At 52.1% G+C, this 12,223-nt stretch carries 11 protein-coding genes; 4 read left to right on the plus strand and 7 right to left on the minus strand.

From position 1 onward, the window contains the following. Nucleotides 1-81 precede the first annotated feature (81 nt). Entirely contained in the window at nucleotides 82-1,197 is a 1,116-nt protein-coding gene (gene spoIID / locus BQ5383_RS06690) for a stage II sporulation protein D (protein WP_071430541.1), read from the minus strand. Nucleotides 1,198-1,627: 430 nt separating this feature from the next. Between spoIID and BQ5383_RS06695 the strand changes: the two genes are divergently transcribed. The 4 genes from BQ5383_RS06695 to BQ5383_RS06710 all read left to right on the plus strand — a co-directional run bounded on the left by BQ5383_RS06695 (nucleotide 1,628) and on the right by BQ5383_RS06710 (nucleotide 7,387). Beyond that, nucleotides 1,628-2,620, plus strand: coding sequence for a LysR family transcriptional regulator (locus BQ5383_RS06695; RefSeq protein WP_071430543.1), 993 nt, complete (start codon nucleotides 1,628-1,630; stop codon nucleotides 2,618-2,620). 409 nt (nucleotides 2,621-3,029) lie between these two features. Next, complete coding sequence (locus tag BQ5383_RS06700) at nucleotides 3,030-4,385, plus strand: GntP family permease (protein ID WP_071430545.1); 1,356 nt, start codon at nucleotides 3,030-3,032, stop codon at nucleotides 4,383-4,385. A 15-nt stretch (nucleotides 4,386-4,400) separates the two neighbouring features. Beyond that, entirely contained in the window at nucleotides 4,401-5,981 is a 1,581-nt protein-coding gene (locus BQ5383_RS06705) for an N-acyl-D-amino-acid deacylase family protein (protein WP_083389876.1), read from the plus strand. Between the two features lie 119 nt (nucleotides 5,982-6,100). Beyond that, nucleotides 6,101-7,387, plus strand: a complete 1,287-nt coding sequence (locus BQ5383_RS06710) for an L-cysteine desulfidase family protein (RefSeq protein WP_071430549.1) — start codon at nucleotides 6,101-6,103, stop codon at nucleotides 7,385-7,387. Nucleotides 7,388-7,897: 510 nt separating this feature from the next. On the opposite strand, the gene BQ5383_RS06715 is transcribed toward BQ5383_RS06710, so the two are convergent. From BQ5383_RS06715 to BQ5383_RS06735, 6 genes are all read right to left on the minus strand, one after another. Next, the gene (locus BQ5383_RS06715; RefSeq protein WP_071430551.1) at nucleotides 7,898-8,446 is read right to left on the minus strand and encodes a TlpA family protein disulfide reductase; all 549 of its coding nucleotides are present in this window, start codon (nucleotides 8,444-8,446) and stop codon (nucleotides 7,898-7,900) included. Continuing rightward, nucleotides 8,430-9,308, minus strand: coding sequence for a 4Fe-4S binding protein (locus BQ5383_RS06720; RefSeq protein ID WP_071430554.1), 879 nt, complete (start codon nucleotides 9,306-9,308; stop codon nucleotides 8,430-8,432). The genes BQ5383_RS06715 and BQ5383_RS06720 overlap by 17 nt, the downstream gene beginning before the upstream one ends. After that, nucleotides 9,301-9,438 (minus strand): CD1871A family CXXC motif-containing protein, encoded by a 138-nt coding sequence (locus tag BQ5383_RS21055; protein WP_172724598.1) that lies wholly within the window; start codon nucleotides 9,436-9,438, stop codon nucleotides 9,301-9,303. The genes BQ5383_RS06720 and BQ5383_RS21055 overlap by 8 nt, the downstream gene beginning before the upstream one ends. Further along, nucleotides 9,435-10,112, minus strand: coding sequence for an LptM family lipoprotein (locus BQ5383_RS06725; protein WP_071430556.1), 678 nt, complete (start codon nucleotides 10,110-10,112; stop codon nucleotides 9,435-9,437). The genes BQ5383_RS21055 and BQ5383_RS06725 overlap by 4 nt, the downstream gene beginning before the upstream one ends. Before the next feature lie 64 nt (nucleotides 10,113-10,176). Beyond that, nucleotides 10,177-11,277, minus strand: a complete 1,101-nt coding sequence (locus BQ5383_RS06730) for a sensor histidine kinase (protein ID WP_071430558.1) — start codon at nucleotides 11,275-11,277, stop codon at nucleotides 10,177-10,179. Further along, nucleotides 11,271-11,936, minus strand: a complete 666-nt coding sequence (locus BQ5383_RS06735) for a response regulator transcription factor (protein ID WP_071430560.1) — start codon at nucleotides 11,934-11,936, stop codon at nucleotides 11,271-11,273. Before BQ5383_RS06735 ends, BQ5383_RS06730 begins: the two co-directional genes overlap by 7 nt. Between the last annotated feature and the right edge of the window lie 287 nt (nucleotides 11,937-12,223).

The following is a 12,223-nucleotide window of genomic DNA, read 5'->3' on the forward strand; positions in this document are numbered from 1 at the left end:
AACGAACTTTTGGTTCAAGTGCCCTATTATGATACCACAATCTTCTCCGCCCGTCAATACCTCAAAAATGGATTTTTCTGTTTATACCCCCCGCGCCAAGGTGATATCCGTATAATAGTGAAGCAAAATTTCTTTATAATCCGCTCCCTGGCGCGCCATATAGTCCGCACCGTTTTGAGAAAGCCCGGCTCCATGGCCATAACCCCGGACGTAAAAAACAAAGTTTTTTCCCTGGCGGCCCATGGTGAAGCTGGCGCTGCGCAGCCCCAGAAGCTGGCGCAGCTGATTGCCTGTGAGGGTTTTATTTCCCAGGCGGATGCGGGTCACATAGTCTGAGGGTGAGCGCTCCTCCTCTTCAAACCAGGTTTCGTCGTTGGGCAGCAGTGTGATGCCCTGGGCTTCCGCCTTCTGGCGGATCTCTTCCGGCGTGAGAACGGTGGTGCTTTTATAATCCTCCGCCAACACATCCCAGCCGCTGTCCACCGGCTGTAAATACGGCAGCGGACCGTCCCAAATATTTTCCGCTCCCTCCGTCATACCGGCGCTGATGGCATGATAGGCCGCCGCTATGGGTTCTCCTTCCCACAGCATCACTGTGCGGGACGCCTCCTGTGCCGCCTCGCAGATCTTTTCCCAGGCATAATCAGCCCGGTCCCCATAAAATTCCCGGGCCGCCTCTTCGGTCATATATCCCAAACGGTTGGAAGGGTCGGCAGAGAAATCCGCGCCCTTGAGATTGGGGTCAGGGTTCTGCTGCTGCTGGAGATGATGCCACAGGGCATAGCTGAGAGCAGCGCTCCCCTGCGCCTTGAGCGCCTCCGTGTGATAATCCACCGGCATTTCCGCCGCGATCGCTCCCCGGACATACTCTTCCACCGGTACGACCGCCACCTCGCCTGTGGTCTCGTCCAAAATTTTAAAAGAGGTGACGCCCATCTCATACTCCGGAAGCTCCTCCTCTCCCAGCATCGCTGAAGCCGCCGCTGCCTGAGAAGAGGAAGGAAGCTCCTGCTGAGAGTTTTCCTCCTCTTCCGGCTGCGTCTGCTGCACATTTGCCACCACGGAAGATGATGGAGAAAGCATTTGAGGCGAATCCGGCGCTATGCCGAAGCCTTCACCCGTACCCAGTACCACCGCTATAGGAATCACCAAAATGGATGCTCCCGTCATCATCAGCATCAAAAGGTCACCTTTCATCTCTCCGCTCCTTTCCGCCCAGCCTGTCCATACCGGGCCGTCCGTCCTTGGGGCGGCTCTGCCGCCAATTTCAGTCTATGCGGATATGGGAAAGAACAGAACCGATTTCTGGAGAAGATGAAAAAAACCACATCCAGCTGCATTCCTCCCTCTGCCGCTGCCATCCTTCCCATTGACGCAAAACTCAAAGGGAAGAACCAGTCCGGGAAATCCGCTTCTTTGGCCGGTCCTTTTTGATGCAGAACATACAGGTTTTGAAGAAATATTTCATTTTTCACTTGATCAAAGCATCCCCGTCAGCATTCCTATCAGCTGGGAGTATTCTTGTGTTATAAAGCATTTTATGGTATAATTTGTATAAATAGTGCATATAAAGTCATCTTATTCGCTTAGTTTTGAGTAATATAAATAAAGGGAGGCTGGGCTTTTTATGAACATTCATCATATCCATTACGCCATAGAAATCGCCCATTATGGTTCTTTCAACAAAGCGGCAGCCAACCTTTTCATCTCGCAGCCCAGCCTGAGCCGGGCCATTAAAGAACTGGAAAACGATTTGGGCTTTGAACTGTTTATCCGCACGCCCAACGGCGTCCTGCCCACCCATCAGGGGCAGGAGTTTCTGCGCCGGGCAAGGCATCTCAACGAGCAATATATTGCCCTCCAGGAGCAGTATGTGATCAACAATCGTTTTCCTGTCGTCCAGCTTTCTCTGGCCGCTTTCCGCTGCGTCATCGTGGAATATCTTCTCATCAACCTCTACAACCGATATAAGGACCGGGAATATTTGAATCTGTGTGTTTGTGAAGAACGGATGGAAAAAATCATTGATCATGTTTTTGATGGTCTTTACACGGTGGGGCTGATTCTGGTTTCGGAGGAAAACCGGGACATCTTTTATCAGAAGTGTGTCAGCAGGGATATTTGCTGGACCCCTATTTCCGATTTCTCCGCCTATGCCCAGGTGGGGAGGGATCATCCTCTGGCGGAAAATACGTCTGTGTCTCTGGAAGAGCTGCTCCCATACCCCCGGGCCACCATGGCCCAGGACGCCATGGAGCCCACATTGTACGGCTCCCATGTTCACGGATATAACCCCAATAATCTGAAATCCCGGATCGTGGTCAATGATAAATCCACCATGTATGCCCTGCTGACCAATACAGACGCTTATTATATCGGTCTGGATCTGTCCAACCTGCGCCGGGGCAACCGCGACGTATGCTATATCCCGATCCGGGACCCGAACAATTCCTACAGTCTGATTTTTCTCCATCTCCAACAGCACAACCTTACAACGGTGGAACAGGAACTATTGGAGGACATCCGGAATATTGTCTCCACAACCATGGAACCTGCCGACGGGGCGGAACACGCCGCTTCCCTGAATGACGTGCAGGACAATCAAACCATAGAGCATTGAGAAGCATATGGGTCCAAATCCATGCGCTAAATACATTTTTGTAATTTTATAAGCAGAAAGATGCACCGGCATAGGATCATAGCCGGTCTTTTTCTTTTGTCCGCGATTTTTTATAAAGTTCCCCCATAGAATCAAAACCATCCGCAAGCTTTATCCCTCCTGTGATTTTGGGCAGATTTCCCTTCCAGCCGCATCTATTTTTCTTCATAAGCCAAATCAAGCAGCAAATATTTCCCTGTCTCTCCATAAGTTCCTTCAAATATCCCAATAAATCTCAACCGATGCCATATGGATATAGCACTTTTGAATAACTGTTATTTAGCTTTGGCATTATTCAATGAACGAAATAGACAGTATACTGAAGATAAACCTGCAGGATGTGTCGATTAAAGCAAGAGGAGGAATTTAGATGACTGGTCCGGCATTGATTGTTCTTTTCCTGGTATCCATGGTTTATCTCTTTGTTACCATTGTGCGGTTCAAAATGAATCCCTTCTTTTCCATGATCTCCGCCGCGGTCGCCATAGGCATCCTGTCGGGGATGGATCTGAACTCTTTGGTAAACGGCATTACCTCCGGCTTCGGCAGCATCTGCGCCAGCCTGGGTATTGTTGTCGCCATGGGCTTTTTGCTGGGGGGTATGCTGGCTGAAGCTGGCGCCACAGATTCTCTGGCAGACGCCACCCTGAAAAAATTCGGTGAAAAACATGCCAGTCTGGCAATGAATATCACAGGCTTTATTGTCTCCATTCCTGTATTTTACGGCTCCGCTTATGTCATTCTCAACCCCATCCTGCGCACTCTTTCCCGCAAAACCAAGAAATCCATCCATGTTTACATTACCGCTCTTTCTGTAGGACTGCTGACCACCCACTGCCTGGTCATTCCCACTCCCGGCCCGCTCAGCGTCGCCGGTACACTGGGGGTCAACTTCGGTTGGTTTATCCTCTACTCCCTGCTGGTCAGCGTCCCCGGCGCCCTCATCGGCGGCTGGCTCTACGGCGAACTGCTGGGCAAAAAGCTGTATCCCTATCACCAGTCCGCTGAGGAAGAATGTCAGGTGGAATATCCTCAAAAGACCAACGAAAAACGCGCCCCTGCCGGTTTGGCCATCGCCATCATCGCTCTGCCCCTGCTGCTGATCGTTTTCGGCACCCTGATCCCCATGTGGACGGAAATCCCCATGATCGTTTCCGTTTGCAATTTCCTCACCGCAGGCAACGGCGTGATGTCTCTGGTCATCAGCGTGGCCTTTGCCGCCTGGACCCTGCGCCCCTATGTCAAGGGCAGCTATGCTCCCCTCATCACCAAAAACTTTAACGAAATGGGCGAAATCATGCTGCTGCTGGGCGCCGGCGGTTCCTTTGGCGCCATCATCCAGGCAAGCGGTATCGGCGATTATTTTGTGACCCTGCTGCAAAGCTGGAATGTCCCGCTGATTTTCCTCGCTTTCCTGCTGTGCCTGCTGATGCGCTCCGCTCTGGGCTCCGCCGCTGTGGCCATGGTGACCACCGCCTCCATCGTAGCCCCCCTGTGCGGTCAGCTGGGAGAAAGCGGTATCGTGATGGGTCTTGCCATCTGCGCCGCCAGCATGGCCTTTGCCACTCCCACCGACGCTGCCTTCTGGCTGGTACAGAAGCTGGATAACCTGTCCTTCAAGGACACCTGGATCACCCACACCTTCGGCAACGCCATCGCCTGCGTGGTCATGTTCGCCGTGGTACTGGTGCTCAATGCCTGCCGTGGCTTCCTGCCCGGACTTTAAAGGAGGTTTTTGACAATGTATGATCTGCTGATTAAAAACGGTTTGATTGTAGATGGAAGCGGCGATGTCCCCTATCAGGCGGATGTAGCTGTCAATGGGGATACCATTGTAAAGATCGGCCATTTGGACGAACCTGCCAAAGAGGTGATCGATGCCAAAGGCAAGCTGGTCACACCGGGATTTATTGATATCCACTGCCATTCCGACGCCATTGTGTTCCAGCCGGGAAAGAACCCTCAGCGGCTGCTGCAGGGCTTTACCACCGAAGTGGTGGGCAACTGCGGCGTTTCCTGCGCCCCCATCACACCTGAGTTCAAGGATCAGTGGGCCACCTACTGCGCTCCCTTTTTCTCCCATATGCCTGTTCCCTTTAACTGGAACTCTTATGACGAATACCTCAAAGAGGTGGAAAAGAATCAGCTGTGCCTGAATATGGCCGGACTGGTGGGACATGGCACGGTGCGGGCCTGTGTGGCCGGCTTTGAAAACCGTCCCTTCACCCCCGAGGAAATGAAAAAAGCGGAGGAATTTTTGGCCCAGTCTCTGGAGTCGGGCGCTTTTGGCTTCTCATCCGGCCTGATCTATCCCCCAGGAGTTTATTCCACCAAGGAAGAAATGCTCAATTTCGCTAAAGTAGTCAAGGAGCATGACGCCATTTATACCAGCCATATCCGCAGCGAGAGCTACGGCCTCATTGACGCGGTGGCGGAAGCCATCCATGTGGCCGAAGCCACCGGGGTCAGCGTGGAGATTTCCCACCACAAGGCGGCGGGCAGACCCAACCACGGCAAGATCCGCACCACCCTGCAAATGATTGCCGACGCCCGGGCCAAAGGGCTGGACGTTAACTGTGATGTATATCCCTATGACGCTGCCAGCACCAACTTCAACTCCATCCTTCCTCCCTGGGCGCTGGAGGGCGGTATTGACAAGATGCTGGAACGTTTGAGCGATCCCGACACCCGGGCCAAGCTGATCGAGGCCATGAAGGACGAGCATCCCAATTGGGAGAGCTTCTATCAGCTCACCGGCTGGGAAGGAATGTACATCACTGAATGCAGCGTGGAAAAATACGCCGACCGCACCATTGCCGATATTGCCCGGTCGGAAAACGCGGATCCCTTCGAAAAGGCGCTGGATATTCTGCTGGAGAGCCGCAACAACGCCATGATGATCGTCTTTTTCATGGACCCGGAGGATGTCTCCCGCGCCATCGCCAATCCCAACTCCATGGTGTGCACCGACGGATTCCCCTCTGTGAAAAAGAGCCATCCTCGGTATTACGGCAGCTGTGTCCGGGTGCTGGAAAAGTACGTCAAGCAGGAGCATCTCCTTTCCCTGCAGCAGGCCATCTACAAGATGTCCGGTATGCCTGCCGCCAAGCTGGGGCTTTCTGACCGGGGTATCCTGGGAGAGGGCAAAAAGGCAGACCTGCTGGTGATCGACTTTGAGAAGCTGCATGACAACGCCACCTACAAGGAAGACAAGGCCACCTGTGACGGAATTGAATATGTAGCTGTCAACGGTCAGATCGTTGTGAAGGACGGCGCGCTTGTGCCGGTGTACACGGGCCGCGTGCTGCGGAAAGGCCGGTAAACGTTCTCCAAACCGGCGGATAAAAAATCCGGCTTCGCCTCGGTATTTCATTGATATACCGGGGCGAAGCTGATACTATAAGAGAAAATCACGCCTTTTCAGAAAGGAGAAGTCATCATATGAATCCTTTGACACAGCTCATTCGGGATGATATGAAACCGGCGCTGGGCGTTACCGAGCCCGGAGCCATCGCCTTTGCCGTGGCCAAGGCCAAAGCTCAGGTGGGAGGCAGCGTGCGCCGTGTGGAGCTGCGCCTTAACAGCGGCATGTACAAAAACGCTTTCACCTGCGGCATTCCCGGAAGCACCCATGTGGGCAACCTGTATGCCGCCGCCCTGGGTGCTGTGGGCGCTGACGCCGAAAAGGGGCTGGAATGTCTGGACGGGATTACGGAAGACCAGCAGCGGCAGGCGGAAGCATTGGTTCAGCAGGGGCGCATTCATGCCGTTATGAGCAAGGTCACCAGCCGTATTGAGATTGAAGCCGATGTGGAAACAGACCAAGGCAGCGCGACGGTAATCATTCAGGATTCCCACACCAATATCACCCAAATCCGGGTAAACGGCAAGGTCACATTTCAAAAGGAAGCGCCGGCCTGTGTGACAGAAGAGGAAGCGGAGCCTCTGATCCATCGTTATACATTGGCTCAGCTGGTAGAGTACATCGAGACAGTTCCCCTGGAGGAGATCTCCTTTATCGGGGAAGCATACCGGGTCAATCTGGCTCTGCTGGAGGAAGGTCTCAGCAGCAGCCGGACCACCTTTGCCCCTGTTCTGCTGGCGGAAAACGGCGGAAAGAAAATCTCGGACGACGAAGAAAAAACCGCCAGCCTGCTGTGCAACGGAGCCATCGAGGCCCGGGTCATCGGCCTGAATAAACCCGCCATGAGCATCACCGGTTCCGGCGCTCACGGCATTATTGCCACCATGCCTCTGTACGCAGCCTGCCAGGTACAGGGCTATACCCAGGAGCAGCTGCTGCGTGCCACCGCGCTGAGCTACCTTGTGTGTATGTACATCAAGGAATATTCCGGCAAGCTGTCCGCCTTCTGCGGCTGCGCCATCGCTGCCGGCACCGGTATGGCGGTGGCTCTGTGCTGGCTGCGGGGCGGTGATCTGAAGGCAATGGAGCGGGTCATCTGCAATATGGCTTCCAGTATCACCGGCATGATCTGCGACGGCGGAAACCAGGGCTGCACCATGAAAGGCATCGCCGCGGTAGCTGCCGCCTATGCGTCGGTGCGGCTGGCCATGAAGGGGGTTTCTGTCCAGAATGTCCACGGCATCAACGGCAAAACGCCGGAGGATACCATGCGCTTTATGGGCCAGATCGCCTCTCCTGGAATGACCGGCACCGAGGCTACCATTATGGATATCCTGCGGGAAAAACAAGTCAATCAGGGATAAAAATATTCCAGCAGGGCTGTCAACAACCCCGTCACTTACTGTCGGCAGATAAAAGATGCTGCGATACCGCTTCTCACAGGAAAGAAAACGGTATCGCAGCATTTTTGTTTTTCAAACCCTTTGGCTGGTAGGTGCAAGTCTTTCTTCTCCTGCCCTCGGGGGGTATAAGGAAGGGATGGGCATATACTCATCTTTTGAAAGAAAAAGGATGCCGCGGCGATCATACAGGTTGGTACCGGTGTCCTTCCCGGAGGAATATCCCCCGATGAGCCTGGAAGATCGTGATATGAAAACCGTCCCTGAAGGGGCCGCCAATGGGTCGGTCAGCTCCATGGCTGACCCATAGCGGCTTCTTTCGGGGCGGTACTTTCATCCCTTGATATGATTGCCGCAGCTTCGGCATCGCAGCCTTATTTTATCAGCGGGGTTTTCACGATGTTTGTTTATATCCCGGAAACAAAAGGATGTTCCGTTACGCGTCTGCCGGATTTTGCGTCCCAAGGACAGTTCTCACTTTTCTTCATCCTCCCGGATGTGATCAATTCTTTTCTGCAGCGTATCCATTTGCTCTTTCACGTTGCCGATCAGGGGCGCTCCAATGATGTTCCCTTCGTGATCCACCACATAGGTAGTGGGATAGCCGGTAATATCGGCAATAAATTCCTTATAAAAATCATTTTCCGGATTGGGAACAATGTTTTGATAGGTGACGCCTTTTTCCTCCAAAATACTTCTGGCAAGCTGCAGCTGTTCCTCACTTTCGCCGCAGTCCGCCCCAACACCAATGAGATTGATCTTGTCCTTTTGAAATTCCTGATACATTTCCTCCAGCTCCGGCATTTCAGCAATGCAGGTGCCGCAGCCGTTGTTCCAGAAGTTGACGATGGTGATGTCATAATCCTCAAAAATATCATCGGTAATGGGATTGCCCTGCGTGTCCGTTTCCGAAAATTCCGGAAATGGGGTCTTGGATACCAAATCCTGCTTCTGAGCACCGCAGGCCGTCAAAGCTGCCGCGTTGAGAAGCAAAACCAAAAGCAGGCTAACTGTTTTTTTCATGAGTTTTTACCTTCTTTCCCTCTGTTGATTTCAGTGAAAAGGTCCTGGTAATCGCCTGATGGGGACAGGTGCGCACACAATCCCCACACCGGATACATTCTCTGTGGTTGGGTGTGCGGAACACATCCACATCCATTTTGCATACTTTGCTGCAGGCGCCGCAGGAGGTACATTTATCCGTGTCGATATGGAAGCGGTAAAGAGATACGCTGTTCAACAGTGCGTAAAAAGCCCCCAACGGACAGAGCCACTTGCAGAAAGGGCGATAGAAGAACACAAAGAGCACCATACATCCCAGCAAAATGCAGCTTTTCCAGGTAAACAGCGCTCCCAGGCTGGCACGGATTGCTGAATCAGCGATAGACAGGGGGATTCCGCCTTCCAGAATACCCACGGGGCAGATATATTTGCAGAAAAACGGGTCGCCTAATCCCACTTCGTTGACAACTGTCATGGGAAGAATGATCACAAACACCGCCAAAACAACATATTTCAGATAGGTGAGCGGATGCAGCTTTTTGGCGCTTAATTTTTTGGAAGGGATCTTGTGCAGCAGCTCCTGAAACCATCCGAAGGGACACAGAAAACCACATATGGCACGTCCCAGCAGTACACCCATCAAAATCAGCAATCCCACGATATAATAGGCAAAATGAAATTTTGAGGACCCAATGACGGCCTGCAGGGAACCAATGGGGCAGGAGGCAGCTGCGGCGGGGCAGGAATAACAGTTCAGTCCGGGGACACAGATCATCTTGGAACGGCCCTTATGGATTTTTCCCTCAAAGAAATTCAGGAAAAACGGATTGGAAGCCAAGGTCGCAGCCAGCTGAATCTTCCAGCGATGTTTGTTTTCAGCCAATGCCCACACACTCCAGGCACAAATTGATTCCCTTGCTCAAAACCGTTGCCGCCTCTCCCCGCCAAACGCCAACTGCTATCATGACCGCAGCCGCTGCCAGCAAAAACAGCGATGATTTCCGAAGGTTCATCCCATCACCGCCATTCCTTCATTTTCACTGGCGGCTTCATCGGACATTTCTTTCTGCATTTCCACAAAGGCAGCCGCGGAATCCCCGAGCTTTTCCTCCTCTATCGTGCAGCTCCATGCCGAGAGGAAGGAGGCGTTTACACACCAGGAAAAAATATTGGGTTCTCCTTCAATCATTTCCTGATAATTTTTCACTGCTGCTTTCAGGGAATCGTTATAATGGATCACGGGAAACGGCGCATCGCTCAACAGCTCATTTTTCTCCTCACTTTTGGTGCACACCAGAATTTCCGCGCCGTTTTTCTTCACATCCTCATAGCCGGCGGTGAGCGCCTGATAAAAAGCTTGGGTGTCTGAATTTGTGGGGTCGAGAAAAACAAACAGCGTGACTTCCGCCATTTGATCCCGGGTAAATTCTTCCCCTGAGAGGGTGGTGGTGGTAAATTCCCCAATGGCGCCTGCTTCCGTCTTGCTTACGGCGGGAACGCTGTGCTGCTGCACATACTCATCCACCCATTCCTGAGTAACCCAGCCCTTGTCCATGGCGTCCTCCATCGTCAGGCTCCCATCCTCGATGGCCTGCCGCACTTCATCCAGGCTGGGCTTTTGACTGCCGCAGGCTGTTAAAGAAAAGGCACAGACCAGTGCCAGAAAAATTGCTGTCAAACGTTTCATAAAAAAACTCCTTCTGCTGTTTGATTTGCAGAAGGAGTATAGCACATTCCATATAAAGCTGCTGTTAAGACGGAAAAATGACCTCAAAGATGCTGCCGTTTGGATGATTGGGACGAACTGCAATGGAGGCATGATGCCGTTCCAGAATCTTTTTGCATACCGCAAGTCCCAGCCCATTGCCGCCAACTGCCCGGCTGCGGGATTTGTCCACCCGGAAGAACGGCTCAAACACAGCGCTGCGGCAAACCTCCGGGATGCCTTCTCCCTGGTCGATGACCTGTATTCTGAGAAAATCTCCTTCCCTTTGGACGGTGACGGACACCTGTGTTTGTGGCGGACTGTACTTTACAGCATTTTCCAGCAAATTATAAAATACCCGCTCCAGCAGGCGGTCCTGGCCCAAGACAAACTCATTTGTCTGCTGGATCTGAATTTCTATTTCTTTCTCCTTTGCCACACTGGACAGCTCCTCCGCCACATCGCAAAAAAGCGGATACAGCATCACTCGGGTCTTTTTTTCCAACGGCAGATCCTTACTGAACCAAAGCAAATCTTCAATGAGCTTGGACAGCCGTTCCAGCTGCTGGCTCATAGCGTCTATCATTTTCTGAGTTTCCGGATTTTCATTTTCCGACAGCATGAAAACATCCAGCTTTGCCCGCATGATAGCCAAAGGCGTCCTGAGCTCATGGGCGGCGTTGGCAGAAAATTCTTTTTGCAGAAGAAAAGACCGCTGCAAATCCTCCATCATCTGATTAAAGGATATTGTCAGCTGCCTGACTTCATCGGCGCTCTGGGGAAGCTCAATTGGCGTCCCCAAATTTTCCACATTGCGTTTCTGCACCTCACAGGACAGGTCCCGGATGGGTTTGAGCACATACCCTGCCGCAAAATAAGTGGCTATGCTTCCGGCCAAAACAATGAGAATGGTAGCAACCGTTGTTTTCTGCTGAAAAACCTGATAGTAAGGTTCTTCCACCGGCTGCGCCGGTTCCAACTGTAAAATGGGGGTAGAGCCATCCTTCATGGAGGGCAATAAGGCAACCGCTTCCATCATGTGCACCGCTGACATATTGGAAAGCAGCGTCAATGTCACACAGGAAACCAGCAGAAACAGGCTGGCAACCAGCGTAAAACGGATCCGCAGAGGAATCTTCTTCAGCATAAAAGGTAGCCCTCCCCAATTCTTGTTTGGATGGGATCATGTCCCAGAGCACCTTTCAGTTTTTTTCTCAGCGAGGACAGGTGTACCCGCACAGAGTTGCTCAGGGGATCGGCGTCCTCATTCCAGACATGTTCAATCAGTTCCTGCTGAGTGATCAGTCGGCCCTGATTGAGCAGGAAATATTCCAAAATGGCAAGCTCTTTTGTTGTCAGGCTCACAGGCTCTCCCTTTATTTCTACCGTTCGGCTCAGCGTGTTCAGGGAGATTTCTTCATAAGAAAGACAGTTGGACTGCTGAATGAATCTGCGGTTGAGCAGAACACGAATGCGTGCTTCCAGTTCGGCAAAATGGAATGGCTTTGTCATATAATCGCTGGCGCCCAGTTCAAAGCCAGACAGCTTACTGTCCAGTTCCGAATTGGCGGACAAAATCAGCACCTTGGTTTGAAAGCAATTCTGCCGCAGCTCTTTGAGGATGGAAAAACCGTCCATCTCCGGCAAATTCAAATCCAATACCACCAAATCATATTCTTCATCCACCGCCATTTGACAGCCTGTTTTTCCGTTATCGGCCTGGTCCACAGCATAGCCCTTTAATGTCAGGCCCTTGGCAATATCCTGCAACAATTCTTTTTCATCTTCAATAATCAAAATTCTCATGCAGCATTCTCCGTATCAGCGGCTCCTGTATTTGCGGTACCATACGGCACCCATTTTAGCAGGAATTTTGCTGCTCCACAATACTCGCCTGCTGTCAGATGGACTTTCACTTTTGGGGCTGACCTTCTTTCCGGGCTGGCCGACAGAGCAGAACAGCAGCCGCCGCGGATGGGATTCTGCCGTAAATTTCCTTTATTGGTCCGCACCCGCCGAGCGAAAAAACACTCACCAGAAAATGCTCCAAATTTTGGGGCAGACAAAACAGCGGCCCTCACAGATAAAAGTCT

The sequence above is a fragment of the Angelakisella massiliensis genome, from assembly GCF_900104675.1.
GTDB classification, from domain to species: Bacteria; Bacillota; Clostridia; order Oscillospirales; family Ruminococcaceae; genus Angelakisella; species Angelakisella massiliensis.

Bases quoted from the DNA above. Each gene is read 5' to 3' on its own strand.
- spoIID (WP_071430541.1), bottom strand. From the start codon at position 1,197: ATGAAAGGTGACCTTTTGATGCTGATGATGACGGGAGCATCCATTTTG.
- BQ5383_RS06695 (WP_071430543.1), top strand. From the start codon at position 1,628: ATGAACATTCATCATATCCATTACGCCATAGAAATCGCCCATTATGGT.
- BQ5383_RS06700 (WP_071430545.1), top strand. From the start codon at position 3,030: ATGACTGGTCCGGCATTGATTGTTCTTTTCCTGGTATCCATGGTTTAT.
- BQ5383_RS06705 (WP_083389876.1), top strand. From the start codon at position 4,401: ATGTATGATCTGCTGATTAAAAACGGTTTGATTGTAGATGGAAGCGGC.
- BQ5383_RS06710 (WP_071430549.1), top strand. From the start codon at position 6,101: ATGAATCCTTTGACACAGCTCATTCGGGATGATATGAAACCGGCGCTG.
- BQ5383_RS06715 (WP_071430551.1), bottom strand. From the start codon at position 8,446: ATGAAAAAAACAGTTAGCCTGCTTTTGGTTTTGCTTCTCAACGCGGCA.
- BQ5383_RS21055 (WP_172724598.1), bottom strand. From the start codon at position 9,438: ATGAACCTTCGGAAATCATCGCTGTTTTTGCTGGCAGCGGCTGCGGTC.
- BQ5383_RS06725 (WP_071430556.1), bottom strand. From the start codon at position 10,112: ATGAAACGTTTGACAGCAATTTTTCTGGCACTGGTCTGTGCCTTTTCT.
- BQ5383_RS06730 (WP_071430558.1), bottom strand. From the start codon at position 11,277: ATGCTGAAGAAGATTCCTCTGCGGATCCGTTTTACGCTGGTTGCCAGC.
- BQ5383_RS06735 (WP_071430560.1), bottom strand. From the start codon at position 11,936: ATGAGAATTTTGATTATTGAAGATGAAAAAGAATTGTTGCAGGATATT.